Origin of the sequence: Dactylosporangium sp. NPDC049525, from assembly GCF_040676755.1 — a bacterium.
Lineage (GTDB): Bacteria > Actinomycetota > Actinomycetes > Mycobacteriales > Micromonosporaceae > Dactylosporangium.
The window spans coordinates 179,061-203,466 of sequence record NZ_JBFAPO010000016.1 but is presented as its reverse complement, the minus strand read 5'-3'; the positions used below and the strand labels follow the sequence as shown (position 1 = coordinate 203,466).

Annotated in this window: 23 protein-coding genes; 9 read left to right on the top strand and 14 right to left on the bottom strand. The window is 71.2% G+C overall.

The window, feature by feature from the left end; translation table 11 throughout:
• Nucleotides 1-626: 626 nt before the first annotated feature.
• A complete protein-coding gene (locus tag AB0K00_RS24035) occupies nucleotides 627-1,118 on the bottom strand; it encodes a MarR family transcriptional regulator (protein WP_363523721.1) in 492 nt (163 codons plus the stop codon).
• Between the two features lie 50 nt (nucleotides 1,119-1,168).
• Between AB0K00_RS24035 and AB0K00_RS24030 the strand changes: the two genes are divergently transcribed.
• Nucleotides 1,169-1,663, top strand: coding sequence for an SRPBCC family protein (locus AB0K00_RS24030; protein WP_363523720.1), 495 nt, complete (start codon nucleotides 1,169-1,171; stop codon nucleotides 1,661-1,663).
• On the opposite strand, the gene AB0K00_RS24025 is transcribed toward AB0K00_RS24030, so the two are convergent.
• The 7 genes from AB0K00_RS24025 to AB0K00_RS23995 all read right to left on the bottom strand — a co-directional run bounded on the left by AB0K00_RS24025 (nucleotide 1,626) and on the right by AB0K00_RS23995 (nucleotide 8,553).
• Entirely contained in the window at nucleotides 1,626-2,405 is a 780-nt protein-coding gene (locus AB0K00_RS24025; protein WP_033363003.1) for an HAD-IIA family hydrolase, read from the bottom strand. The genes AB0K00_RS24030 and AB0K00_RS24025 overlap by 38 nt on opposite strands.
• 31 nt (nucleotides 2,406-2,436) lie before the next feature.
• Nucleotides 2,437-3,444, bottom strand: a complete 1,008-nt coding sequence (locus AB0K00_RS24020) for a ferrochelatase (RefSeq protein WP_363523719.1) — start codon at nucleotides 3,442-3,444, stop codon at nucleotides 2,437-2,439.
• A 22-nt stretch (nucleotides 3,445-3,466) separates the two neighbouring features.
• A complete protein-coding gene (gene fabI / locus AB0K00_RS24015) occupies nucleotides 3,467-4,237 on the bottom strand; it encodes an enoyl-ACP reductase FabI (RefSeq protein WP_363523718.1) in 771 nt (256 codons plus the stop codon).
• Nucleotides 4,238-4,263: 26 nt separating this feature from the next.
• Entirely contained in the window at nucleotides 4,264-4,968 is a 705-nt protein-coding gene (locus AB0K00_RS24010) for a beta-ketoacyl-ACP reductase (RefSeq protein WP_363523717.1), read from the bottom strand.
• Nucleotides 4,969-5,599: 631 nt separating this feature from the next.
• Nucleotides 5,600-6,550: a VWA domain-containing protein gene (locus AB0K00_RS24005; RefSeq protein ID WP_363523716.1), complete on the bottom strand. Its 951-nt coding sequence runs from the start codon at nucleotides 6,548-6,550 to the stop codon at nucleotides 5,600-5,602.
• Nucleotides 6,547-7,452, bottom strand: a complete 906-nt coding sequence (locus AB0K00_RS24000; RefSeq protein ID WP_363523715.1) for a DUF58 domain-containing protein — start codon at nucleotides 7,450-7,452, stop codon at nucleotides 6,547-6,549. Before AB0K00_RS24000 ends, AB0K00_RS24005 begins: the two co-directional genes overlap by 4 nt.
• Nucleotides 7,453-7,455: 3 nt before the next feature.
• On the bottom strand, nucleotides 7,456-8,553 hold the full coding sequence (locus tag AB0K00_RS23995) for a MoxR family ATPase (RefSeq protein WP_363523714.1): 1,098 nt from the start codon (nucleotides 8,551-8,553) through the stop codon (nucleotides 7,456-7,458).
• Between the two features lie 286 nt (nucleotides 8,554-8,839).
• On the opposite strand from AB0K00_RS23995, the gene AB0K00_RS23990 reads away from it, so the two are divergent.
• The 3 genes from AB0K00_RS23990 to AB0K00_RS23980 are packed head-to-tail and all read left to right on the top strand — an operon-like array spanning nucleotide 8,840 to nucleotide 10,994.
• Nucleotides 8,840-9,046, top strand: a complete 207-nt coding sequence (locus AB0K00_RS23990; RefSeq protein ID WP_363523713.1) for a hypothetical protein — start codon at nucleotides 8,840-8,842, stop codon at nucleotides 9,044-9,046.
• Complete coding sequence (locus tag AB0K00_RS23985; RefSeq protein WP_363523712.1) at nucleotides 9,043-9,519, top strand: PH domain-containing protein; 477 nt, start codon at nucleotides 9,043-9,045, stop codon at nucleotides 9,517-9,519. Before AB0K00_RS23990 ends, AB0K00_RS23985 begins: the two co-directional genes overlap by 4 nt.
• Nucleotides 9,516-10,994: a PH domain-containing protein gene (locus AB0K00_RS23980; RefSeq protein WP_363523711.1), complete on the top strand. Its 1,479-nt coding sequence runs from the start codon at nucleotides 9,516-9,518 to the stop codon at nucleotides 10,992-10,994. Before AB0K00_RS23985 ends, AB0K00_RS23980 begins: the two co-directional genes overlap by 4 nt.
• Before the next feature lie 44 nt (nucleotides 10,995-11,038).
• Here AB0K00_RS23980 and AB0K00_RS23975 read toward each other — a convergent pair whose 3' ends face one another.
• Complete coding sequence (locus tag AB0K00_RS23975; protein ID WP_363523710.1) at nucleotides 11,039-11,776, bottom strand: Sir2 family NAD-dependent protein deacetylase; 738 nt, start codon at nucleotides 11,774-11,776, stop codon at nucleotides 11,039-11,041.
• Nucleotides 11,777-11,829: 53 nt separating this feature from the next.
• On the opposite strand from AB0K00_RS23975, the gene AB0K00_RS23970 reads away from it, so the two are divergent.
• On the top strand, nucleotides 11,830-12,234 hold the full coding sequence (locus AB0K00_RS23970) for a hotdog domain-containing protein (protein ID WP_363523709.1): 405 nt from the start codon (nucleotides 11,830-11,832) through the stop codon (nucleotides 12,232-12,234).
• Here the strand turns inward: AB0K00_RS23970 and AB0K00_RS23965 are convergent.
• Nucleotides 12,231-14,243, bottom strand: coding sequence for a catalase (locus AB0K00_RS23965; RefSeq protein ID WP_363523708.1), 2,013 nt, complete (start codon nucleotides 14,241-14,243; stop codon nucleotides 12,231-12,233). The genes AB0K00_RS23970 and AB0K00_RS23965 overlap by 4 nt on opposite strands.
• A gap of 29 nt (nucleotides 14,244-14,272) precedes the next feature.
• Nucleotides 14,273-14,848: a TetR/AcrR family transcriptional regulator gene (locus tag AB0K00_RS23960; RefSeq protein ID WP_363523707.1), complete on the bottom strand. Its 576-nt coding sequence runs from the start codon at nucleotides 14,846-14,848 to the stop codon at nucleotides 14,273-14,275.
• A 66-nt stretch (nucleotides 14,849-14,914) separates the two neighbouring features.
• On the opposite strand from AB0K00_RS23960, the gene AB0K00_RS23955 reads away from it, so the two are divergent.
• Complete coding sequence (locus AB0K00_RS23955) at nucleotides 14,915-15,967, top strand: alpha/beta hydrolase (RefSeq protein ID WP_363523706.1); 1,053 nt, start codon at nucleotides 14,915-14,917, stop codon at nucleotides 15,965-15,967.
• On the opposite strand, the gene AB0K00_RS23950 is transcribed toward AB0K00_RS23955, so the two are convergent.
• Together AB0K00_RS23950 and trmB are read right to left on the bottom strand one after the other, a co-directional pair.
• Nucleotides 15,964-18,480 carry a DUF3516 domain-containing protein gene (locus AB0K00_RS23950; RefSeq protein ID WP_363523705.1) on the bottom strand — a complete coding sequence of 839 codons (2,517 nt, stop codon included), beginning with the start codon at nucleotides 18,478-18,480 and terminating at the stop codon, nucleotides 15,964-15,966. The genes AB0K00_RS23955 and AB0K00_RS23950 overlap by 4 nt on opposite strands.
• Nucleotides 18,477-19,124: a tRNA (guanosine(46)-N7)-methyltransferase TrmB gene (trmB, locus tag AB0K00_RS23945; RefSeq protein ID WP_363523704.1), complete on the bottom strand. Its 648-nt coding sequence runs from the start codon at nucleotides 19,122-19,124 to the stop codon at nucleotides 18,477-18,479. The genes AB0K00_RS23950 and trmB overlap by 4 nt, the downstream gene beginning before the upstream one ends.
• A gap of 60 nt (nucleotides 19,125-19,184) precedes the next feature.
• Here trmB and AB0K00_RS23940 point away from each other — a divergent pair, with 60 nt between their 5' ends.
• Entirely contained in the window at nucleotides 19,185-19,667 is a 483-nt protein-coding gene (locus AB0K00_RS23940; RefSeq protein WP_363523703.1) for a cupin domain-containing protein, read from the top strand.
• 60 nt (nucleotides 19,668-19,727) lie between these two features.
• On the opposite strand, the gene AB0K00_RS23935 is transcribed toward AB0K00_RS23940, so the two are convergent.
• Nucleotides 19,728-21,170, bottom strand: coding sequence for an aminopeptidase P family protein (locus AB0K00_RS23935; protein WP_363523702.1), 1,443 nt, complete (start codon nucleotides 21,168-21,170; stop codon nucleotides 19,728-19,730).
• Nucleotides 21,171-21,282: 112 nt separating this feature from the next.
• On the opposite strand from AB0K00_RS23935, the gene asnB reads away from it, so the two are divergent.
• The gene (asnB, locus tag AB0K00_RS23930; protein WP_363523701.1) at nucleotides 21,283-23,235 is read left to right on the top strand and encodes an asparagine synthase (glutamine-hydrolyzing); all 1,953 of its coding nucleotides are present in this window, start codon (nucleotides 21,283-21,285) and stop codon (nucleotides 23,233-23,235) included.
• A gap of 53 nt (nucleotides 23,236-23,288) precedes the next feature.
• Nucleotides 23,289-24,395: an ATP-binding protein gene (locus AB0K00_RS23925; protein WP_363523700.1), complete on the top strand. Its 1,107-nt coding sequence runs from the start codon at nucleotides 23,289-23,291 to the stop codon at nucleotides 24,393-24,395.
• The last annotated feature ends 11 nt before the right edge of the window (nucleotides 24,396-24,406 follow it).

The window sequence follows — 24,406 nt, the reverse complement described above, 5'->3', positions numbered from 1 at the left end:
GCGCCCCCCCTCTCCCACTGCCCGGGAGCGGCGATCCCGCCCCCGCAATGCTGCCGCGCCTCCGGCGCGGCGGCGGGGGTTCCCACCCGCGGCCCCCATGCGCCGCTCCGCGACGCACTCCCCGGCCAGCGCGAGTGGTCGGGTCGGGGCGCTGCGCTTCCTAGGCCCGCCGGGGTCACCCTCTCGCACGGGCTGGAGCGGGGCAGCCGCCGCTGCAATGCTGCCGCGCCTCCGGCGCGGCGGCGGGGGTTCCCACCCGCAGCCCCCATACTCGCTGCGCTCGCACTCTCGTAGCCAGCCCAAGTGGACGGGTCGGGGCGCTGCGCTTCCCAGGTCCGTCGGGGTCACCCTCTCCTACGGGGCTGGATTTGGGCGGCCGCCGCTGCAATGCTGCCGCGCCATCGGTGCGGCGGCGGGGGTTCCCACCCGCGGGGCCATGCGCCGCGGAGCGGCGCACTCTCCGGCGAGCGCAAGGGGTGAAACGCGTTCGGGTTTCGTTGTTTTCTGGAGCGGAATGGTGTTCGGCGGAAGGCCTGTCCGCTTCAGGAAAAACTGCGGAAAGGGCGTTGGTTCGGGTTGTGGCACGCTGGGTGGCCGCGCGGTGGCATGCGCGAGGGGTGGGTGGGTTATTCGAAGCGGGCGAGGAGTTTGCGGGCGATTGCGTCCAGGTGGTGGCGTTCGTCGGGGGTGAGGTCTGACAGGAGGGTGGACTCGTTGGCGACGTGGATTGTTGTCACCTCGTCGGCCAGGGCGACGCCCTGGGGGGTCAGGGCGATCAGCATGCTGCGGCGGTCCTCGTGGTTGGCGCGGCGTTCGATCAGGCCCGCGGCTTCGAGGCGGTCCAGGCGGTTCGTCATTCCGGCGCGCGACAGCATGAGGACGTCCGACAACGCCGACGGGGTCAGGACGTAGGGTGCGCCGGAGCGGCGGAGGGCGGCCAGGACGTCGTACTCGCCACGCTGCAGGCCGAAGCGGGTGAACGTCTCGTCGACGGCGCGACCGAGGTGCGCGAAGAGCCTGCCGAGCCGGCCGAACGTCTCCATGGCGGCCAGGTCGAGCTCGGGGCGTTCACGGCGCCACTGCGCCATGATGCGGTCCACGTCGTCGGGCGTCGCCATGCCGACATTCTATGGATCTCCAGATAGTTCGACGTCGTATTATCAGACGCATGACTACTTTTCAGCAGCAGGCGCTGCGGCTGCATGCCGAGATCGTGATCGAGCGGCCGGCGCAGGTCGTGTGGGATGTGCTCGCCGACTACGGCAACGACGCGGCGTGGCGGCGGGGCGTCACGTCGATGGTGCCGACGCCCGCCGGGCCGGTGCACGTGGGCACGACGACCGACGAGCACATGCGGGTGGCCGGTGGGAGGTACCACAACCTCGGCGTCGTCACGGCGGTCGGGCCGGGGCTGCGGTTCGCGTGGCGCACCACCAGCGGGGCGGACGCCGACGGCTCCCGCACGGTCACGCCCACCGCCGCCGGCGCCTGCCTGGTGCACCTGGAGCTCAACGTCCGCCTGCACGGCGCGCAGCGTCTCGCGGCACCGCTGTTCCGCGCGACGCTGCGGCGCAACCTCACCGCGGACGTCGAACGCCTCCGCGGGCTGGTGGAATCGGAGGCGGTTACACCTCGTCGATCAGGTGCGCGACCGACGGGATGATGCGCGACGGCCGGTAGGGGTAGCGCTCCACGTCCGTCACCGTCGAGATGCCGCTGAGGACCAGGATCGTCTCCAGGCCGGCCTCGAGGCCGCACAGGACGTCGGTGTCCATGCGGTCGCCGATCATCGCGGTGGTCTCGGAATGCGCGTCGATGCTGTTGAGGGCGGAGCGCATCATCATCGGGTTGGGCTTGCCGATGAAGTAGGGCTCGATGCCGGTCGCCTTGGAGATCAGGGCGGCGACGGCGCCGCACGCCGGCAGGGCGCCCTCGTTGGAGGGGCCGGTGGCGTCGGGGTTGGTGCAGATGAAGCGGGCGCCGTCGTTGATGAGCCGGATCGCCTGCGTTATCGCCTCGAAGCTGTAGGTGCGGGTCTCGCCCAGCACCACGTAGTCCGGTTCGGTGTCGGTCAGGATGTAGCCGACCTCGTGCATGGCGGTGGTCAGGCCGGCCTCGCCGATGACGTAGGCGGTGCCGCCGGGGCGCTGGGTGTCCAGGAACTGGGCGGTGGCCAGGGCGGAGGTCCAGATCGCGGACTCGGGCACGTCGAAGCCGATGCGCCGCAGGCGGGCCTGCAGGTCGCGGGCCGTATAGATGGAGTTGTTGGTCAGGATCAGAAACGGCTTGCCGGACGAGCGCAGCCGGTTGACGAACTCCGGTGCGCCGGGCACGGGCTCGCCCTCGTGCACGAGGACCCCGTCCATGTCGGTGAGCCAGGACTCGATGGGCTTGCGTTCTCTCACGCGTCCATGCTCCCTCAGAAACGTTTCGGCACTATACGCGTTTCGGTGACACGCAGCAGTCGGATGGGCAGAAGTCCCAGGTGGGGACGGTTCCGAGGGCGTGACGAACGTTACTGTGAGCAAGCACGCGCTCATCGACGAGCTGTCGGATCATCGTCACGAACCGGGGGTCCACGCCAGGGGTGGCGGCGCGGGCGAAGGCCAGGTCGAGCTTCGCGGCGGTGTCGCGGGCCTCGTTGTCGAGGTCCCAGATCACCTCCAGGTGGTCGGAGATGAAGCCGATCGGGCTGACCACGACCTCCTTCACGCCGGCCTCGGCCAGCCGCGCGAGATGGTCGTTGACGTCCGGCTCGAGCCACGGCACCTGCGGCGGCCCGGAGCGGCTCTGCCACACCAGCTCCCACTCGAGCTCGGGGGCGGCCGCGGCGGCGACCAGGGACGCCGTTTCGAGCAGTTGCGCGCGGTACCGGCCGACCCCGCCCGGCCCGGACGCGTCGTTCATGGCGGTCGGGATCGAGTGGGCGGTGAAGACCAGCCGCGCGCTCAGGCGGGACGGCAGGGAGTCCAGCGCTGCGCGTACCGCGGCCGCATGTGACTCGACATACAACGGGTGGTCGTGGAAGTGGCGGATCTTGTCGATCACCGGGGCGTCCGCGCCGACGGCGTCCCGGGCCCGCGCGATGTCGTCCTGGTATTGGCGGCACGAGGAGTTCGAGCCGAACGGGCTGGTGACGAACGCGAGGGCGTGCCGGATCCCGTCGTCGCGCATCTGCCGCACGGTGGCTTCCAGGAACGGGTGCCAGTTGCGGTTGCCCCAGTACATCGGGAGATCCATCGCGGGGCGCAGCGCGTCCAGCAGCGCCCGGTTCTGCGCGTTGATCGGCGACACGCCGCCGAAGTGCCGGTAGTGCCCGGCGACGGCCTCCAGCCGCTCGGCCGGGATGCCACGCCCCCGCGTCACGTTTTCCAGGAAGGGCAGGACGTCCTCCTGCCCTTCCGGACCGCCGAACGAGACGAGCAGAAACGCGTCATAAGCCACGCGTCCCATTGTTACAACAGGGTCAGGACGATCCGACCGCGTGGTACCCGCCGTCGACGTGCACGATCTCGCCGGTCGTGGCCGGGAACCAGTCCGACAGCAGCGCACAGCACGCCTTCGCGGCGGCGACCTGGTCGTTGAGGTCCCAGCCGAGCGGCGCGGTCTTCGCCCATGACTCCTCGAACACCGCGAAGCCCGGGATGGACTTCGCCGCCATGGTACGAAGGGGACCCGCCGCGACCAGGTTCACCCGGATGCCACGGGGGCCGAGGTCCCGCGCCAGGTAGCGCGAGGTGGACTCCAGGCCCGCCTTGGCCACGCCCATCCAGTCGTAGACCGGCCACGCCTTGGTCGCGTCGAAGTCGAGGCCGACGATCGAGCCACCGGTGCCCATCAGCGGCAGGCACGCCACCGCGAGGGACTTGTAGGAGAACGTCGACACGTGCAGCGCGGTCGCCACGTCCTCCCACGGCGCCTCGAGGAACCCGCCGCCGAGGCAGCTGGCCGGGGCGAACCCGATCGAGTGCAGGACGCCGTCGAGGCCGTCGACGTGTTCCCGTACCTTGCCTTCCAGGCCCGCGAGGTGCTCGGGGTTGGTGACGTCGAGCTCGATGACCGGCGCCTCCTTCGGCAGCCGCTTCGCGATCCGCTCGACCAGCGAGAGCCGGCCGAACCCGGTCAGCACGACGGTCGCGCCCTGCTCCTGTGCGAGCTTGGCAACGGAGAAGGCGATCGACTGGTCGGTGATGATCCCGGTGATCAGCAGCCGCTTACCTTCGAGCAGTCCGCTCATGGTTCTCCTCTTGGGTTTCGGTGGCCTCAGTGGCCCATGCCCAGGCCGCCGTCGACGGGGATGACGGCGCCGCTGATGTACCCCGCCGAGTCGCTCGCGAGCCAGGTCACCGCGCCCGCCACCTCCTCGGGTTTCGCCATCCGGCCGAGCGGGATGGCCTTCTTGTACTCGGCCTGCGTCGCCTCGGGCAGCACGGCGGTCATGTCGGTCTCGATGAACCCGGGCGCCACCACGTTGGCGGTGATGTTGCGGCTGCCGAGCTCCCGCGTGATCGACCGGGCCATGCCGACCAGACCTGCCTTGCTCGCGGCATAGTTGACCTGGCCGGGCCCGCCGTACAGGCCGACGACGGACGAGATGAAGATGATCCGCCCCCACCTGGCCCGCAGCATCTTGCTCGAGGCGCGCTTCGCGACCCGGAACGAGCCGGTGAGGTTCGTGTCGATCACCCGGGTGAACTGGTCCTCGCTCATCCGCAGCAGCAGCGTGTCGTCGGTGATGCCGGCGTTGGCGACGAGCACCTCGACGGGGCCGAGCTCAGCCTCCACCGTCGTGAACGCGGCGTCCACGGCGGCATTGTCGGTGATGTCACACTGCACGCCGAACAGGCCGTCGGGGGCGCCGGAGCCCCGGTGGGTCACCGCGACCCTGTCGCCCTGCGCGGCGAAGGCCTGCGCGATTGCCAGCCCGATTCCTCGGTTACCGCCGGTGACCAGCACGGTCCTCGCCACGTTGCCGCCCTTCTGCGATGCCTGCGATTAGCTGTACGGAGATTAGGTGTTACTGACGGGTACCCGCCAACTCGCCGGTCGGCTGATGTGGGCTGTGAGGCGTGGCGCTACCATGAGCGCGTCTGCTCGTGATTCTTGCTGACCGCCCGGTGCGGCTGCTGCTCCCTGGAGGTGATCGCTGTGCGAAGTAGCGATCCTTCCAGTCGTGACTCGGTGTAGTCCCCTCCCCGGTCACGGCTCCGCGTGTCTGTTCTCTGTTCTTCTCGAGACACACCGTTGGGAGCACGTCATGAGCCGCTTCATCGCGCCCATTGGATTCTTCCTGGCCGCAATGTGGGTCGCCGCGCTTTTCTACATGGTAGGGGCGCACTAATCTTCCGCTGCGGCCTTCGGCCGTTAAGAGCAGTGGGGGATTCTCACCCCACACCCCCAATGCTCCCGCTGGTCGCACGCCCTGCGTCCTGAAGGGCGCGGGCGACTCACACGCATGCGCGTGGCGATTGAAGACCGGTGGTTCAGGTTGCGGGTCGTGCCAGGTCTGTCGTCCTATTCGCCTGCCCTGCGCCCGAGACGCGAAGGCAGGCCCATCCGCGAAGGGCCCGCACCGCGCCGTCGTCTTTGTTCTTGGCGGTTACGGCAGGCGGCTGCCCCAGAGAAGGCTCAGGCCGCCGGCTAGCAGGGCCAGGAGGAAGCCGGCGCCGAGGTACCACTGGGTGATTTCGCGGGGCTTGGTCTTGTAGCCGATGGAGCTGCCCATGTCGGTGTAGACGCGCTTGAGTTCTTCCTTGCTGGCGGCCTCGTAGAAGTAGCCCTTGGTGGTCTCGGCGACCTTCTGCAGCGACGCCCGGTCGACCGGGACCCGCTGGGGGGTGTTGCCGATGCGGACCACGCCCTCGTCGGTGCCGAAGGCGATCGTCGACACGGGCACGTTGGCCGCGGTGGCGGCGGCGGACGCGTCCTCCAGGGAGCGGCCGGCGGTGCGGAAGCCGTCGGACAGCAGCACGATGCGGGCCGGCGGCGGGCCTGAGGCGCCGTCCGCGGGGACGGTGCGGATCGCGTCGAGGCTGGTGAAGACGGCCTCGCCGGTCGCGGTCGACTCCTGCAGGGTGAGGCCGTCGATCGCCTGGAGCACCGAGTTGCGTTCCTTCGTCGGCGAGACCAGGACGCTGGCGGTCTTCGCGAAGGAGACCAGGCCGACGTTGAACGAGGCCGGCAGCTGCCTGACGAAGTCGGTGGCCGCGGACTTGGCGGCCTCGATGCGGGTCGGCTCCACGTCGGTGGCCTGCATCGACAGTGACACGTCGATGGCGAGCATGATGGTGGCCCGCTCGAGAGGTTCCTTCGTGTCGACGGATGGGCGGGCCATGCCGAAGCTGAGGATGAGCAGGCTCAGCAGGAACGCGGCGGCGCTGACATGGCGCCGGGCGCCGATGCCCTTGGGCACCAGGCTGCTGAGCAGGTCCACGTTGGTGAACTTCACGGCGAACGCGCGGCGGTGCAGTTGCCGCCAGACGTACACGCCGATGACGGCGAGGACGGGCAGCAGCGACAGCAGCCACCACGGTGAGAGCAAACGAATCATCGGGTCGTCCCCCTCGTCCGGGCGTGCCGCTGGGCGGCGACGAACCGGACGATGTCGAGCAGCCAGTCGGAGTCGGTGCGCAGTCTCAGGTGCGCGGCGTTGGCACCGCGTAGTGCCGAGGCTATCTCGGCGCGCTGGGCGGCGGCCGCGTGTGCGTAACGGTGGCGCAGCTTCGGGTCGGCGGTCTGTACCTCGTGCATCCGGCCGCTCTCGGGGTCCACGAGGGCGATCACGCCGACGTTGGGCAGTTCCAGCTCGCGCGGGTCGACGATCTCCACGGCCAGGAGGTCGTGGCGGACGCCGAGTTTGCGCAGCGGGCGGGCCCACTGGGCGACCGGGGTCATGAAGTCGGAGATGACGACCGCCATGCCGCGCCGGCGTGGTGGCCGGTTGAGCATGTCGACGAGGGCGCCGAGGTCGGCGCGGCCGGGCTGTGGCGCCGTCAGCGCGATCGCCCGCAGCAGGCCCTGCGCGTCCTTGCGGCCGGGTCGCGCCGGCAGCCGGTGCGTGGCGCCGGCGGTGCCGACGACGGCGCCGATCCGGTTGCCGCCGCGCACGGTCAGGTGGGCGACGGCGGCGGCCGCGGCGATCGCCAGGTCGCGCTTGAGGTAGCGGGCGGTGCCGAAGTCGAGGCTCGCGGACAGGTCGACGGCGAGCCAGGTCTCCAGCTCCCGGTCGGCGACGGTCTGCCGGACGTGCGGCAGCGTGGTGCGGGCCGTGACGGGCCAGTCCATGCGTCGCACGTCGTCGCCCGGCCGGTACTCCCGGGACTCGCCGGCTTCCGTGCCGGGGCCCGGCAGCAGGCCCAGATAGTCACCCTGGAGCAGACCGTCGAGCTTGCGGGTGACGAGCAGCTGCATGCGGTTGAGCACGACCTCGGCGCGGGCATCGTCCGTGGCCATGGATCAGCGGCCCGGCCAGGTGGTGATCGTGGTCGGCGGCGGCGCGGGGGTGCCCGGCCCCTGGCCGGCGGCGACGGCCTGCTGGCGCGGCGCGACGGTCGGTGGCGGCACCGCGGCGAGGACCCGCTTGACGATGTCGTCGGCGGAGATGTCGTCGGCGAGCGCGTCGTAGGACAGCACCAGGCGGTGGCGCAGGATGTCGGGCGCGATGTCCTGCACGTCCTGCGGCAGCGCGTAGTCACGGCCGCGCAGCAGCGCCAGGGCCCGGGACGCACGGACGATGCCGAGCGAGGCGCGAGGGCTCGCACCGTACTGGATGAGCTGCGCGACGTCGGCGAGCCCGTGCTCGGCCGGGGCCCGGGTCGCCACCACGAGCCGCACCGCGTAGTCGACGAGCGCGTTGTGCACGAACACGTCGTCGGCCTTGTCCTGCAGCGCCATCAGGTCGGTGGGGGTGAGCACGGCGACCGGCTCCGGGATCTTCACGCTGACCCGGTAGACGATCTCGCGCTCCTCGCTGTCGGTGGGATATCCCACCTGGATCTTCATCAGGAAGCGGTCGCGCTGCGCCTCGGGCAGGGGATAGACACCCTCCTGCTCGATCGGGTTCTGCGTGGCCATGACCAGGAACGGCCGCGGCACCTCATAGGTCTCGCCGCCGACCGACACCTGCTGCTCGGCCATGACCTCCAGCAGCGCCGACTGCACCTTGGCGGGCGCGCGGTTGATCTCGTCGGCGAGCAGGAAGTTGACGAACACCGGGCCGAGCTCGACGTCGAACTTCTCGCTGGACTGCCGGTAGATCCGGGTGCCGACGATGTCGGCGGGGACGAGGTCCGGGGTGAACTGGATGCGCGAGAACGTGCCGCCGACGACCCGGGCCAGGGTCTCCACGGCAAGGGTCTTCGCCACGCCGGGCACGCCCTCGAGGAGCACGTGGCCACGCGACAGCAGCGAGACGAACATGCGCTCGATCATGCGGTCCTGGCCGACGATGACCCGTTTGACCTCGAACAGGGCGCGCTCCAGCACGGTCGCGTCCTGAGCGGGTGTCGAGACCTGCCCGCCTGGCGGCGAGACAGGGTTGCTCGGCTGGGTCACCGGTCCTCCACTCATGCTGGCATTCAGACGACTCCAAGCGTCGCACGCCGGACCAACCGAACGCGATCCGACGTCACTGGGAAGCTTCTGAGAGTCCGGGCAGTGACCGATTTTTACTGATTTTTCCGAAAACCGGCTAGTGATTCTCCGGGAATTTCGGATCGGACACCTCGGGTGACTGGACATCACCCGTACCCGGGTGGGTACGATTCACCCCGTCGCCGGGCGGCTTCCCCCGTGGCCGCCCGGCGCTCATCCTCTCCCCCACCGCTGGCACACTGGCCGCGTGGACCCCCTCATCTGCTCCGCCAAGGGCTGCCGCGCCCCGGCGACGTGGCAGCTGCGCTGGAACAATCCGAAGCTGCACACCCCCGACCGCCGCAAGGTATGGCTCGCGTGTGACACGCACCGCACCACCCTCGGTGACTTCCTGACCGCTCGCGGTTTTCTGCGCGACACGATCCCGGTGCCCCCGGCTACGCTCGAACCGTGACCGCGCCGCCTGACACCGTCTCATGGCGGTCGATCTCGCCCCGCTACTTCTGGCTGCGCCTGGGCGTCCTGGCCGCCTGGACCCTGGCGTTCGTGGTCGCGGCGGCGGTCGCCGCGCTTCTGGTCAGCGCATGGTTTCTCCTGATCGCGTTCGCCGGTGTGGCACTGGGCGGGCTCCGCGCCGTGTTCATGCGCCGCTCGATTCGCGCCTGGGGCTATGCGGAACGCGCCGAGGACCTCCTCGTGCGGCACGGACTGCTGGTGCGGCGACTGTCGATCGTCCCGTACGCGCGGATGCAGTTCGTCGACGTCACCGCCGGCCCGCTCGAGCGCGCCGCCGGCCTCGCCACCGTCACCCTGCACACCGCCGCCGCGGCCAGCGACGCCTCCGTCCCCGGGCTCGAGGCGGCCGAGGCGACCCGGCTGCGGGACCGGCTCGCCGCCCTCGGCGAGATCCGCGAAGAGGGCCTGTGAGGCAACGACTCCACCCGCTGACCCCACTGCTGAAGGGGGCCAAGCTGGTGGCGTTCGCCGCCGTCGCCGTCTCCTGGCGTGGCCTGAGCGACCTGGGCCCGCTGCACTGGCTCGCCGCGATGGGCGCGATCCTCGTCGTCGCGGTCCTCGTCTCCGCCGTCGTCTGGCTCGTCACCGGCTACGAGATCGTCGGCCGGGAGCTGCGGGTGCACGAGGGGCTGATCTCCCGGCGTACCAGAACGATCCCGCTCGAACGGGTCCAGGCCATCGACGTGGTCCGCCCTCTCCTCGCCCGCGTCTTCGGGCTCGCCGAGCTGCGCCTGGAGGTGATCGGCGCCGGCAAGACCGAGGCGCCGCTGGCCTACCTGACCGTCGCCGGCGCGGCCAACCTCCGGTCCGACCTCATCGGGCTGTCCACCGGCGTACCGCATGCACCCGCCGACGACACGGACGTGGCCGGTGTCTTCACCGTCGTGAACCGGCGGCTGCTGCAGGCCCAGCTGCTCACCCCGCAGGCCCTGGCGGTGCCCGTCGGCGTCGGTTTCGTCGCCTGGCAGGCGTCCCTCGACCCGGCCTGGACCCTGATCGGCGCCGCCAGCACGATCACCGCGTTCCTCGGCGTCTTCCAGGTCCCGGTGCGCCGGGTCCTGGACGAGTGGGACTTCACCATCGGCACCGACGCCGCCGCGCTGCGGGTGCGCCAGGGCCTGCTCAACAAGCGCAGCCAGACCGTCCCGCCGCGCCGCGTCCAGGGTCTCAAGGTGACGTGGCCGCTGCTGTGGCGCCCGGCCGGCTGGGCCCGGGCCCGCATCGACGTGGCCGGTTACGCCGGCCACGGCGAGGAGCAGCTGCGCGCCGGCACCCTCGTGCCCGTCGCCGCCTCCGCCGACACCCTCGCCGTGGCCGCCGGCATCCTCGGCGCCGCCGTGCACGCCACCGTGGCCGCGCCGCCGGTGGACGCCGGCGCCCTCGCGGTCGCCGGCCCGCCCCGCCGCGCCCGCTGGCTGGCGCCCCTGGCGTGGTCCCGCATCGGCATCGCCGTCACCGGCACGGTCGTCGCCGTCCGCGAGGGCGTCCTGACCCGCGAGCTGGTCGTGGTGCCCCTGATCCGCGTGCAGAGTGTCCGGGTCACGCAGGGCCCGCTGCAGCGCGCCCTCGACCTTGCCACCGTCCACGTGGACACGGCGGGTGGCCTGCACGCGGTCGGCCGGCACCGGGCCACCGCCGACGCGTATGCCCTCGCCGACCTGGTGGCCACCAGCTCCCGGGCCGCCCGCCGGGCCGCCGCCCGCCCCCGGATCTCCCTGCTGAAGCCGCCCGCCGCCGAGCCGGCCGGCGAACCGCCTGCCGCCGAGCCGGCCGGCGAACCGCCCGCCGCCGAGCCAGCCGGCGAACTGCCCGCACCCCCGCCGCCCGAACCTCCGCCGCCGGCCGGACCAGCTCCCACGCCCCCGCCGCCCGATCCTGGTCCGTGACGATCAACGCCGCGTGCGGGTGGAGCGAACGCCTGCCGTGACGGTCAGGCGGCGGCGTGGGCGAGGCTGGGGAGCACCTCGCCGATCGGGTCGCGGACGACCATGTCGGCGACGGCGTCATACGGGGTCTCGGCCGCGTTGACGATGACGACCATCGCGCCGGCCTTGCGGGCGACGTCGACCAGGCCGGCCGCCGGGTGCACGGTCAGGGACGTGCCGACGGCCAGGAACACGTCGCAGCCCATCGCGGCCTCGGCGGCGGCCTCCAGGGTCGCCAGGTTCATCGCCTGGCCGAAGGAGATCGTCGCGGACTTCAGCAGGCCACCGCAGCTCAGGCAGGCGGGGTCGGGGTCGCCGGCGGTGACCCGGGCCAGGGTGTCGGGCATCGGACGGCGCTCCTCGCAGCCCAGGCACTCGGTCTGCGACAGGGTGCCGTGCAGCTCGATGACGTTCGAGGCGCCGGCGCGCTGGTGCAGGCCGTCGATGTTCTGGGTGATCACGGCGGTGAGCTTGCCGGCTCGTTCCAGGTCGACGAGGGCGTGGTGCGCGGCGTTGGGCACGGCGGTCCAGGCCGGGTTGTGCAGCCGCTCCTGCCAGGCGCGGCGGCGGACCTGCGGGTCGGCGACGTAGTGCTCGATCGAGGAGAGTTTCATCGCCTCGGGGTCGCGGGTCCAGACGCCGTCGGGACCGCGGAAGTCGGGGATGCCGGAGTCGGTGGAGATGCCGGCGCCGGTGAGGGCGACGACGGCGCCGGCGTCGATCCAGGCCGCAAGGTCACGCATGCGCCCGACTGTAGCGGCGGTGTTTTCGCCTCGAAACTCATTACTGTGGGGCCATGGGCTTCTCTGTGGACGCGGCACCTTGGGTGGGCGCGGTCGCCCGGGTCGAGCTGACCGTCACCGACGCCGACACGGCGCAGTCGCTGGGGTCGGGTGACGTGCCGGTGCTCGGCACCCCGAAGGTGCTGGCGCTCGCCGAGGCGGCGACCGTCGGCGCGCTGGTCCGGCGGCTCCCGCCGGGGTGGACGACGGTCGGGACGCGGGTCGAGCTGGAGCACCGGGCGCCGACCCCGATCGGCGGCAAGGTCACCGTCGAGGCGCGGCTGGCGAAGGCCGACGGGCGCAAGCTGGTCTTCGAGATCCTTGCCCGGGACGGCGGCCAGGTCGTCGCGGAGGGCCGCGTCGAGCGGGTGCTCGTCGAGCGGCACCGGTTCCTGGAGAAGGCGCTCGGCAGCGCCTAGGCGGGGATCGCGGACACGTCCCGGTCGAAGTTGCGGTGGGTGGCGAGGGCGGCGAGCAGCCGCTCGCCCGGGTCGGCGTCGAGCACCAGCGCCGGGTCCGGGTCGTCCAGGGGGATATGGGCGCGGCGCAGCACGTCCTCGCCGGTGCCGGACGCCGCAACCGCCTTGCCGTGCTTGTAGGCCTCGGCCGCGAAGTTGACCGCGACGCCGTCGGCGGCCAGCGTCAGCGCGCCGTCGGGGACGGCGACCGCGTCGTAGAGCACCGAGGCGACGGTGTTCATCGCCCGGGTGACCTCCATCGGCAGGCCGTCGTCGGTGTCGACGGTGCCGTCGACGGGGGCGAGCAGCTCGACGGTCACGCCCTGCGCGCCGAGGACGTCGCGGAGCCGGACGACGGCCCGGGCCGAGACGCCGTCGCCGACGAGGACCGCGACCTTGCGGGTGGCGACGGCGTTGGGTGCGGTCACCGCCTGGCTCAGCGCGGCCGAGCTGCGGCCGTGGTTGTCGACGGACTTGACCGGTTCCTCGACGCCGATGCCGGCGGCGACCGCCACCGCCAGGTCGTGGTCGACGCGGTTGAGGTGCTCGACCATCCGGACCCGGATGGCCATGGTGTCGACCTTGCCGAGTTCGAAGCGGTACGCGGCGACGATGTGCGCCCGTTCCCACGTCGACATGCTGTTCCAGAACAGGGTCGCCTGGCTGTAGTGGTCGGCGAAGGTGACGCTGCGCTTGCGTTCCTTGGGGCCGTCGACCATCTCCGGCACGTGCCCGAACCCGGAGCCGCGGGCCGGCAGGTCGCCGCCGAGGGAGTTGGGCAGGTAGTTGGCCCGACCCACGGGCACCCGCTGCTGGTGCAGGCCGTCCTGCTGGTGGTTGCGGACCGGCGCGTGCGGCCGGTTGATCGGCAGCTGGGCGAAGTTGGGGCCGCCGAGGCGGGTCAGCTGGGTGTCGAGGTACGAGAACAGCCGCGCCTGCAGCAGCGGGTCGTCGGTGAAGTCGATGCCGGGCACGACGTTGCCGACGCAGAAGGCGACCTGCTCGGTCTCGGCGAAGAAGTTGTCCGGGTTGCGGTTGAGCGTGAGCCGGCCGACGGGGGTGACCGGCACCAGTTCCTCGGGGATGAGTTTCGTGGCGTCCAGCAGGTCGATGTCGTCGAACGCGAACGCCTGCTCCTGCGGGATGAGCTGCACGCCGAGCTCCCACTGCGGGAAAACGCCGGCCTCGATCGACTCCCACAGGTCGCGGCGGTTGAAGTCGGGGTCCTTGCCGGAGATCTTCTGCGCCTCGTCGAAGACCAGGGAGTGGGTACCGAGCGCCGGCGTCCAGTGGAACTTCACGAAGGTGCTGTGCCCGTGGCCGTTGACGAGGCGGAAGGTGTGCACGCCGAAGCCCTGCATCATCCGGTAGGAACGCGGCAGCGCCCGGTCCGACATGAGCCAGATCAGGTGGTGCATCGTCTCGGGCTGCAGCGACACGAAGTCCCAGAACGCGTCGTGCGCGGATGCGGCCTGCGGCATCTCGTGGTGCGGCTCCGGCTTGAGGGCGTGCACCAGGTCGGGGAACTTGATGCCGTCCTGGATGAAGAAGACCGGCATGTTGTTGCCGACGAGGTCGAAGTTGCCCTGCCGGGTGTAGAACTTCGTGGCGAAGCCGCGCACGTCCCGCGGGGTGTCGGTGGAGCCGCGGGAGCCCTGCACGGTGGAGAACCGCACGAAGACGGGCGTCTCGGCGTCCGGGTCGGTGAGGAAGTCGGCGGTGGTGTACTCGTCCAGGGGCTCGTAGACCTTGAACACGCCGTGCGCCCCGGCGCCGCGGGCGTGCACGACGCGCTCCGGGATGCGTTCGTGGTCGAAGCGCATGAGCTTCTCCCGGAGGTGGAAGTCCTCCAGGAGGCTCGGCCCGCGGGCACCGGCACGCAACGAGTTGTCGGTGTCGGCGATGGGGATGCCCTGGTCGGTGCTCAGCGCGCCGTCGTTGAACGCCCGGTGGTCCGATGTGGCGGTCATACTCCAAGGGCTACCGCGGTTCGCGGCTTTTACACACGTTCGGCGGCATCTTCACCGGTCCGGATCCGTGCTGCGACCTCCTGCAGCGCCGCCGCCAGCGCGGAGCCGTCGACGCCACGCCCCGGGGCGACGAGGTGCTGCACGACCACGCCGGTGAGCAGCGCCTGGTAGAGGGCACCCGTGCCGGGACTGCCGCCGAAAAGCTCGGCGAGGCCCTCCTGGGCGGCCGTCAGGGAGTGCTGCCACCGCTCGTGCAGCTCGGGCAGCACGGCGAGCTGCGCGACCACCTCGAACTGGAGCTTCCACAGCGCGGGCTGGGCCTCGACGGAGGCGATGATCCGGGTCCAGATCGCCACGAACCGGGTCCGCGGGTCGAGCGCGGCGTCGCCGTCGTCGCGCAGCGCGGTCTCGAGCGCGGTGCCCCAGGTCTCCATGGCCTGGTCGAGCGCGGCGTTGAGCAGCGCGTCGGTGGTGCCGAAGTGGTAGCCGATCGCGGCGAGGCTCACGCCGGCCGCCGAGGCGACGTCGCGCGCGGTGGTGCGCGCGTAGCCCTTGTCGAGCAGGCACTGCAGCGCCCCGTCCAGCAGCTTCTCCTTGTTGCCCATGCACTGATCATACGTCTCACACAAACGTCTTGCACATTTGTCTGACACGGGTGTACCGTTCGGGGCATGACAATCACACTGGTCGTTCTCGCCGCGCTCGCCCTCGTCGCCGCCGCCCCCCTCGCGGTCCGGGCCGTCCTCAAGCACCGGGTCGCCGCGAAGGCCCGCATCGACTCCCCGAACGGCATCGTCGAGGGGCGCTACGTGCGCATCGGCGGCGTCGAGCAGTGGCTGCAGATCCGCGGCGAGGACCGGGCCAACCCGGTGCTGCTGGTGGTGCACGGCGGCCCAGGCTCGCCGTATTCGGTGTTCACCGCCGCCCTGCGCGAGTGGGAGCGGCACTTCACGGTCGTGCACTGGGACCGCCGCGGCTGCGGCCGCACGCTGCGCCGCAACGGCAGGCCCAGCGCCGGGGAGCTGACCTTCGAGCGCATGGTCGCAGACGGCATCGAGGTCGCCGAGCACGTCCGCGCCCACCTCGGCAAGGACACGGTGATCCTGATGGCCGGCTCGATGGGCACGATCGTCGGGCTGCCGATGGCGCGGCAGCGCCCCGACCTGTTCAGCGCGTATGTCGGCAGCGACTTCTACGTCGACATGCTCGCCAACGAGCGCCAGGGCCGGGCCGACACCCTGGAGCGCCTGCGCGCCGCCGGTAACAAGCGCGGCGTGGCCACCCTCGAGGCACTCGACCCGGACCCCCGCACCTGGGACGTGAAGGCGTGGGGCCGGCGCATGCAGTGGTCGATGGGCACCGACCCGGCCAACCCCAACGGCGGGCTCAAGACCCTGTTCTCGCTGCTGCTGACGAAGCCCGACTACTCACTGCTGGACGTGATCGCCTGGCTGCGGGGGTTCGCCGCGGTCCGCGACGCGATGTTCGCCCAGTTCATGCAGTTCGACGCCCGCGCCGAGGGCACTCGGCTGGAGATCCCGTTCCACCTGTTCCAGGGCGCGCAGGACGTCGTCACCCTCACCGGGCCGGCGGTGGAGTTCTTCGCCGAGGTCGACGCCCCGGCAAAGTCCCTGGTCCTCATCGACGGCGCGTCGCACTTCGCCGCCTTCACCCACCCCGCCGAGTTCCTGGCGGCGCTGCGGACCGTGCCAGCGGCCCGCTAACCCTCCGACATGGGGCCGACGGCCATGACGCGGATCGCGGCGAAGCCCGTCGCGTCCGAATCGGCCAGGTCGACCTCGGCGGTGATCCCCCAGTCGCGGTCGCCCGCGGGGTCGTCGAAGATCTGGCGCACGAACCACCGGTCCGGCTTCTGCTCGATCACGAGCAGGGCCGGACCTCTGGCGTCCGGGCCGACGCCGAGGGAGTCGTACTCGTCGAAGTAGTCCTCGATCGCGTCCTGCCAGTCGTCGGCGCTGAACCCGTGCTCGCCGTCGAGGTCGCCGAGCTCGTCGAAGCGGCGCAGCGCGGCCAGCTCCACCCGGCGGAACAGCGCGTTGCGGACCAGGACGCGGAAGGCGCGCAGGTTTCGGGTGACGGCCGGCGGGCGGTCGTCCAGGACGGTCGGCTCGCCGTCAGCGGTGGGGTTGCGCAGCCGCTCCCACTCGTCGATGAGGCTCGAGTCGACCTGCCGGACGAGCTCGCCGAGCCACTCGATGATGTCGGTGAGCTCCTCGGTGCGGGCGTCCTCGGGGACCGTCTGGCGCAGCGCCTTGAACGCGTCCGCCAGGTACCGCAGGACGAGCCCCTCGGAGCGGGACAGGCTGTAGAACCCGACGTACTCGACGAAGGTCATCGCGCGCTCGTACATGTCGCGGACCACGGACTTCGGGTTCACCTGGTAGTCGGCGACCCACGGGTGGCCCTGCTTGTACAGGTTGTACGCGGCGTCCAGCAGCTCCTGCAGCGGCTTCGGGTGGGTGACGGAGTCGAGCAGGTCCATGCGCTGCTCGTACTCGATGCCCTCGGCCTTCATCGCGGCCACGGCCTCGCCGCGGGCCTTGAACTGCTGCGCCGACAGGATCTGCCGCGGATCGTCCAGGGTCGACTCGATGACGGACAGCACGTCGAGGGCGTACGCGGGCGCCTCACGGTCGAGCAGCTCGATCGCTGCCAGCGCGAACGGCGACAGCGGCTGGTTGAGCGCGAAGTCCATCTGCAGGTCGACGGTGAGCCGGACCCGCCGGCCCTCCTCGTCGGGCTCGGCGAGCTGCTCGACGACCCCACCGGCGAGCAGCGCCCGGTAGATGGCAATCGCCCGGCGGACGAGGCGGCGCTGCGAGTGCACGTCCTCGTGGTTCTCGGTCAGCAGGTGCCGCATCGCGGCGAACGCGTCGCCGGGGCGGCTGATCACGTTGAGCAGCATCGCGTGCGACACCTGGAAACTGGAGCGCAGCGGCTCCGGCTCGGCGTCGACGAGCCGGTCGAACGTCGGCCTCCCCCAGCCGATCGAGCCCTCCGGCGGCTTCTTGCGCACCACCTTGCGGCGTTTCTTCGGGTCGTCGCCGGCCTTCGCCAGGGCCCGCTCGTTGTCGATGACGTGATCCGGCGCCTGCACCACGACGGTGCCGATGGTGTCGAAGCCGGCCCGCCCGGCCCGGCCGGCGATCTGGTGGAACTCTCGGGCGTAGAGCAGCCGGGTCTTCTGCCCGTCGTACTTGGACAACGCGGTGAACAGCACGGTGCGGATGGGCACGTTGATGCCGACGCCGAGGGTGTCGGTGCCGCAGATCACCTTCAGCAGCCCGGCCTGCGCGAGGGTCTCCACGAGGCGGCGGTACTTGGGGAGCATGCCGGCGTGGTGGACGCCGATCCCGTGCCGCACCAGCCGCGACAGCGTCTTGCCGAACCCGGCGGTGAACCGGAACCGGCCGATCGCCTCGGCGATCATGTCCTTCTCCGCGCGGGTCGACACGTTGATGCTCATCAGTGCCTGCGCCCGCTCCAGCGCCGACGCCTGGGTGAAGTGCACGATGTAGACCGGTGCCTGCTTGGTGCTCAGCAGCTCCTCGATCGTCTCGTGCAGCGGGTCCGTGGAGTAGTTGAACATCAGCGGCACGGGCCGTTCGGCGTTCTTCACCACGGCGGTGGGCCGGCCGGTGCGCCCCGACAGGTCATCGACGAAGCGGGTGACGTCACCGAGGGTCGCCGACATGAGCACGAACTGCGCCTGCGGCAGCTCGATCAGCGGCACCTGCCACGCCCAGCCCCGGTCGGGCTCGGCGTAGAAGTGAAACTCGTCCATGACGACCAGGCCCGCGTCCGCCGCGGCGCCGTCGCGCAGCGCGATGTTCGCGAGGATCTCCGCCGTGCAGCAGATGATCGGCGCGTCGGCGTTGACCGACGCGTCGCCGGTGAGCATGCCGACGTTCTCCGCCCCGAACATCGCGACCAGGGCGAAGAACTTCTCCGACACGAGCGCCTTGATCGGTGCGGTGTAGAACGTGGTGCGGTCCGTGGCGAGCGCGGCGAAGTGCGCCCCGGCGGCGACGAGGCTCTTGCCGGAGCCGGTGGGGGTGGACAGGATCAGGTTCGCCCCGGAGACGATCTCCATGAGGGACTCTTCCTGGTGCGGGTACAGCTCCAGGCCCTGTTCCTTGGCCCACCCGGCGAACGCGTCGAAGACGGCGTCCGGGTCCCCGCCCCGCGGGACCCTGGCGGCCAGCCCCGCGCTCACGACTTCACGAACATCAGGTCGGCGGGCGTGCGCCCGGCGGCGAGGGCCCGCTGCTCGAACTTCGTGACCGGCCTGCTCTGCGGGCGCGGCGCGTAGCCGTCGAACCGGTTGCGCAGCGCCGGCTCGGCGGTCAGCGTCTCCAGCATCGACTCGGCGTAGCCGAGGTCGTCGGTCGCGCAGTGCAGCAGCCCACCGGCCCGCAGCTTCGCGCTGAGCAGCGCCACGTGCACCGGCTGGATGAGCCGCCGCTTGTGGTGCCGCGCCTTCGGCCACGGATCGGGGAAGAACACGTGGACCGCGTCGAGGGACGCGTCCGGGATGTGTTCGCGGCACAGGTCGAGGGCGTCCACGCTCACCACGCTCAGATTCGTCAGGCCGTGCTGCTCGATGTTGGCGAGCAGGTTCGCCACACCCGGGGTGTGGATCTCGACCGCGAGGTAGCGCCGCCCAGGGTCGGTGGCCGCCATCTCGAGGGTCGCCTCACCCATCCCGGACCCGATCTCCAGGACGTCGACGGCGTCACCCGGGGTGAACCCGTGCCGCTCGGAGAGCCGGTCGAGCGCGTCGAAGTGCCGACCACTGAGCCGCCCCCGGCGCGGATGAAAAGTCCGGATGGGCTTACGGGTGCGTTCGATGGTCTTCACGGGATCAACAGCCTACCCGGCGCAGGCCGGCTCCCCCTCTCGGCGCCGTATTGTGAAGGTATGTCCTATCCACCGCCGTACTATCTCGGGCCTACCGGCGAGCACTCCGCCACCTACCGTCCGGCGGCCACGCCACCGGACTTCACGTATGCCAACGGCAACACCGTGCACTACCTCGCCACCGGCGCGTCGACGCACGGGCAGTTCGGCCTGTACCGCTGGGAGATGGGTCCGCAGCCGAGCGGCCCCGATCCGCATTACCACCGCTCGATCTCCGAGTCGTTCTACATCCTGTCCGGCTCGGTGCGCATCTACGACGGCAAGGAGTGGATCACCACCGTCCCGGGGGACTGGGTCCACGTCCCCGAGGGCGGCATCCACGCCTTCCGCAACGAGTCCGGCGAACCGGCCTCGATGCTGCTGCACTTCTCCCCCGGCGCGCCCCGCGAGGCGTACTTCGAGGGGCTGCCGAACCTGTCGTCCCTGACCGAGCTGGAACGCGACGAGTTCATGCTGACCCACGACACCTTCTGGCTCTCCTAGCCGGGCAGGCTCCTGGCCGGGCATTTCCGTAGCCGGGCATTCTCGTAGCCGGGCAGGCTCCTAGCCGGGCAGGCGGGGGCCTGCCTCGCGCTGGGCGGCGAGCCACGACTCGACGGCGTCCGCGGAGCGGGGCAGCGCCTCCGACATGACGACGGCGCCGGTCGGGGTGACCAGGACGTCGTCCTCGATGCGGACGCCGATGCCGTGCAGCTCGGCGGGGACGAGCTCGTCGTCCGGCTGGAAGTACAGGCCGGGCTCGACGGTCAGCACGTAACCCGCCTCCAGGACACCCTCGCGGTAACGCTCCTTGCGGGCGGTGGCGCAGTCGTGCACGTCGAGGCCGAGCATGTGACCGAAGCCGTGCAGGGTCCACCGCCGGTAGAAGATGCACTGGGGGTCCATCGCCTCGTCCACGCTGACCGGCAGGATCCCCAGGCCGTGCAGGCCCTCGGCGAGGACCCGCATGCACGCCTGGTGCACGTCGTCGAACTTCGTGCCGGCCTTGATGACGTCGATGCCGGCCTGCTGGGAGTGGAAGACCAGGTCGTAGATCTGGCGCTGGAGCGGGCTGAACGTGCCGGAGACCGGGACCGTGCGGGTCACGTCGGCGGTGTACAGGTTGCGGTTCTCCACGCCCATGTCCAGCAGCAGCAGGTCACCGGGGCGGGTCCGGCCGTCGTTGCGGGTCCAGTGCAGGATCGCGCCGTGCGCGCCGTTGCCGACGATGGAGCCGTAGCCGACGGTGTTGCCGTCGTGGCGGGCGCGGAGGTTGAAGACGCCGTCGATGAGGCGCTCGCTGACGGGACGGTCGGCGGGCAGGATGCGGGCGACGTCCTCGAAGCCGCGGGTGGTCGCGTCGATCGCGTCCTGCAGCTGCTCCACCTCCCAGGCGTCCTTCACGAGGCGGAGCTCCCCCAGTACCGTGGCCAACTCGGCGTCACGGTCAGGTGCGGCGGACCTGATGCCGGCGTCGACCGCCGCGTCATAGCCCCGCAGGACCCTGGTGCGGCCGGGCGCGGCGTCGTCGAGGGCGGCCGCGAGGTCGTCGAGGTGCGCGGTCTGCAGCTGCAGCTCGGTGGCCTTCTCCGCGAGCGTGTGCCGCCGGCCGATCCACAGCTCGCCGTGGTTGCGGTCACGGAAGAACTCGTCGGTGTCGTGCGGTGAACGCGGCCGCAGGTAGAGGGTCGCGTCGTGCCCGCCGTCGGTGGGGCGCAGCACGAGGACGGCCTCGGGGTCGTGCTCGCCGGTGAGCCACACGTGCTCGGTGCCCGGGCGGAACGGGTGGAACGTGTCGTTGGAGCGGACCTTCTCCACACCGGTCGGGATGACCAACGTCTCACCGGGGAAAGCGGCGGACAGCTCGCCGCGGCGCTTGGCGTGATCCGGCGCCTCGGGGCGTGGGGCGACGTCGAGGGTCGAGTCGCGCCAGCCGGTGCGCATGAACTCGATGAACCGGTCCGGGAAGTCCGGATCGTGCGACTGGCCACCCGCTGTCTCGTCCATCTCCGCCCGTCCTATCGCTGCGAATTCGTGCTCCTCCTGCGACGGTACAGCGTGCGAGACTTTCTCCTGGAAAGCGCCTCAGCAAGCGAAGCGCGAGCGGAGCGGAGGACGGATGGCTGGTCTACTCACCTTCGTCAGCGCCCGTGGGCGCGCGGCAGGGCACCGGGACGCGATCGTCGACGCGCTGGAGCTGCTGCGGCACCGCGGGCCCGACGACGCCAACGTGGTCGTCACCGACGACGTCGTGTTCGGCGCCGACCGGCTCGCTGTGAAAGACCTCACCGGCGGGCGGCAGCCGGTGTCGTTCCCGTCGATGGGCGTGACCCGCGGGCGCTATCTCATCGTGTTCGACGGCGCGGTCTACAACGCCGACGCGCTGCGCGCGGAGCTGGTCGAGGACCGGGGCGCCGACTTCGCCACCGAGTCGGAGGCCGAGGTCATCCTCGCCGCGTATCACCACTGGGGCCCCAGCGCCGTCAGCCGGCTGCGGGGCATGTTCGCGTTCGTGATCTGGGACAGTTCGGCCCGCCGGGCGTTCGGTGCCCGCGACCCGTATGGGATCAAACCGCTGTACCAGCTGACCACCGGCGACGGCGTCTACCTCGCGTCGGAACGCAAGGCGCTGCTGCCTTTCGTCGCCGAGGACCGCCGCGGCGAGGTCGACCCGGCGAACCTGCAGCACTACCTGACGATGCAATACGTGCCCGAGCCGAGCACCATGCACCCCGACATCCGGCGGCTGGGCGCGGGCGAGTCGTTCGTGTACACCCCGGGCGGCCCGCTGGCGAACCGCCGCTACAGCCAACTGGACCTGCGCCCCACCCCGACCGGCGACGAGGACGGCCTGGTCCGGCGGATCACCGAAGGGCTCCGCGACAGCGTCCACACGCACCTGAAGGCCGACGTGCCGGTCGGGGCGTTCCTGTCCAGCGGCATCGATTCGACCGCGATCGTGGCGCTCGCCGCCGAGGTCAGGCCCGGCATCCGCACCTACACCGTGGGCTATGACCTCGCGCAGTTCTCCGAGATCGAGGTCGCCGAGCAGTCGGCCAGGACCCTCGGCGTGCCCAACACGGCGACCATCGTGACCCCCGCGGACCTGATGCGGGCGCTGCCGCGGATCGTGTGGCACCTCGACGACCCCGTCGCCGACCCGGCGCTCGTCCCGCTGTTCCTGCTCGCCGAGCGGGCCGCCCGCGACGTGACCGTCGTCCTCGGCGGCGACGGCGCCGACGAGCTGTTCGGCGGCTACCCGATCTACCGCGAGCCGCTGTCGCTGTCGAGCGTCAGCCACCTGCCCGACTCGATGCAGCGGGGGCTGCGGGCGGTGTCACGGGTCATCCCGCAAGGGGTGAAGGGCAAAAGCTTCCTGGAGCGCGGCACCACTCCGATCGAGGAGCGGTATTACGGCAACGCGCGGGTCTTCACCGAGGAGGAGAAGGCCGCGCTGCTGCGGCACTACGCGGCCGACATCCGGCACACCGACGTCACCGCCCCGGTCTTCAAGGAGGCCAGCGCGCTCGACGACGTCACCACGATGCAGTACATCGACCTGTACACGTGGCTGCGCGGCGACATCCTCGTCCAGGCCGACCGGATGACGATGGCGCACGGGCTGCAGCTGCGGACCCCGTTCCTGGACCGGGCCGTGTTCGAGGTGGCCTCGACGCTGCCGAGCGACCTGAAGGTGCCGCCGCGTTCCCAGGAAACCAAGGTCGCACTGCGCCGCGCCCTCGCCGGGATCGTCCCGGAGCCGATCGTGAACCGCAAGAAGCTCGGCTTCCCGGTGCCGATCCGGCCGTGGCTGCGCACCGAGATGCACGACTGGGCATATGGTGTCCTCGACTCCTCCGGCGCCGGGGACCTGATCGACCTCGACGTGGTGCGGGGCCTGCTCAAGGCGCACCGCAAGAAGGAGGCCGACCACTCCCGCAAGATCTGGACGGTGCTGGTCTTCTGCATGTGGCACGCCGTGTTCGTCACCGGCACGCTCAAACCAGTGATCCCCGACGCGGTGTCGCACCGCAACACGGTCCCCGAGGGGCTGGGGTTAGATCCCTGGTGATCTCCACGGCTTCGCCTGTCGCGGGGCTGACCGGCGCCTAGCGTCGGCAGGCGATGCTGCTCAAGTTCAGGCTCCAGAATCACCGCTCGGTCCGTGACATCCAGGAGCTGACCCTGCTCTCCGGCCCCGACGGCGGCTTCGGCGTGCCCCTCGGCCACGGCGGGACCCTGCGGGTGTCGCCACTGTGCGGCGTCTTCGGCGGGACCGCCGCCGGCAAGTCGACCGTCCTGCGCGCCATGTCGACGATGCGGTCGCTCGCAGTGTCCGGCAGTGACGTCCGCGACGCCACGCAACGCTTCGAGCCGTTCCAGCTCGACCCGGCCGCGCGGCTGCTGCCGACCCGGTTCGAGGTCGAGTTCCTGGTCGACGGCGTCCGCTACGTCTACGGCTGCGCCTACAAGCGCGACGAGATCGCCGGGGAGTGGCTGCACGCCACCGACCGCGACCGGCGGCGGGTCTGGTACGAGCGGGACCGCACCGGATTCCGCTGCCTGCCGGAGAGCCGCCTGGAGCACCTCGCAGCCGCCTGCGAGCCCGGCGTGACGCTGCTGTCCGTCGGCGCCGACGTCGAGCACCCGTGGCTGGCGCCGGTCGCGGCCTGGCTGCACGGCATCCGGACGGTGCGGCTGTCACCCGGCACCCGGCTCGCCGGCGGCCTGGCGCACCTCGCCGACCGGTGGAGCGAGCAACTGACGCTGCTCATCAGCCACGCGGACCTCGGCGTCGTCGGGGTCGACCGGGACCTGCTGCGGCTGGTGCACGCCGGCCGGTCCGGGCCCGTGGCACTCGGCGGCTGGGCCGAGTCGGACGGCACCATCGCCTGGCTGGACCTGCTCGCGGCGCTGCTGCCGATGCTGGACCGCGGCGGGGTACTACTCGTCGACGACCTCGACGGCGCCGTGCACCCCGACCTGGCCGCGGAGGCGCTGCGGCTGCTGCGCGACCGGGACCTCAACCCCGCCAGGGCGCAACTGGTGTTCACCGCCCGCGCCCCGTTCGGCCCCGGCAGCGACGGCCTGCCGGTCCTCGACCCGGAGCAGATCTGGTATGCGGCGAAGGATCCCGACGGCGCGACCACGCTCGGCCGCGACCCGTCCCCCAGCCATCTGGGCCCGGGCGACCTCGCCCGCGAACTGTGGCTGGCGCGTCAGCCGAAATGATGTACTGGCCG

Excerpts from the sequence above, each read along its gene's own strand:
- AB0K00_RS24035 (WP_363523721.1), bottom strand. The coding sequence starts at position 1,118 with ATGGCGACGCCCGACGACGTGGACCGCATCATGGCGCAGTGGCGCCGT.
- AB0K00_RS24030 (WP_363523720.1), top strand. The coding sequence starts at position 1,169 with ATGACTACTTTTCAGCAGCAGGCGCTGCGGCTGCATGCCGAGATCGTG.
- fabI (WP_363523718.1), bottom strand. The coding sequence starts at position 4,237 with ATGAGCGGACTGCTCGAAGGTAAGCGGCTGCTGATCACCGGGATCATC.
- AB0K00_RS24005 (WP_363523716.1), bottom strand. The coding sequence starts at position 6,550 with ATGATTCGTTTGCTCTCACCGTGGTGGCTGCTGTCGCTGCTGCCCGTC.
- AB0K00_RS24000 (WP_363523715.1), bottom strand. The coding sequence starts at position 7,452 with ATGGCCACGGACGATGCCCGCGCCGAGGTCGTGCTCAACCGCATGCAG.
- AB0K00_RS23975 (WP_363523710.1), bottom strand. The coding sequence starts at position 11,776 with ATGCGTGACCTTGCGGCCTGGATCGACGCCGGCGCCGTCGTCGCCCTC.
- AB0K00_RS23970 (WP_363523709.1), top strand. The coding sequence starts at position 11,830 with ATGGGCTTCTCTGTGGACGCGGCACCTTGGGTGGGCGCGGTCGCCCGG.
- AB0K00_RS23965 (WP_363523708.1), bottom strand. The coding sequence starts at position 14,243 with ATGACCGCCACATCGGACCACCGGGCGTTCAACGACGGCGCGCTGAGC.
- AB0K00_RS23960 (WP_363523707.1), bottom strand. The coding sequence starts at position 14,848 with ATGGGCAACAAGGAGAAGCTGCTGGACGGGGCGCTGCAGTGCCTGCTC.
- AB0K00_RS23955 (WP_363523706.1), top strand. The coding sequence starts at position 14,915 with ATGACAATCACACTGGTCGTTCTCGCCGCGCTCGCCCTCGTCGCCGCC.
- AB0K00_RS23940 (WP_363523703.1), top strand. The coding sequence starts at position 19,185 with ATGTCCTATCCACCGCCGTACTATCTCGGGCCTACCGGCGAGCACTCC.
- AB0K00_RS23935 (WP_363523702.1), bottom strand. The coding sequence starts at position 21,170 with ATGGACGAGACAGCGGGTGGCCAGTCGCACGATCCGGACTTCCCGGAC.
- asnB (WP_363523701.1), top strand. The coding sequence starts at position 21,283 with ATGGCTGGTCTACTCACCTTCGTCAGCGCCCGTGGGCGCGCGGCAGGG.
- AB0K00_RS23925 (WP_363523700.1), top strand. The coding sequence starts at position 23,289 with ATGCTGCTCAAGTTCAGGCTCCAGAATCACCGCTCGGTCCGTGACATC.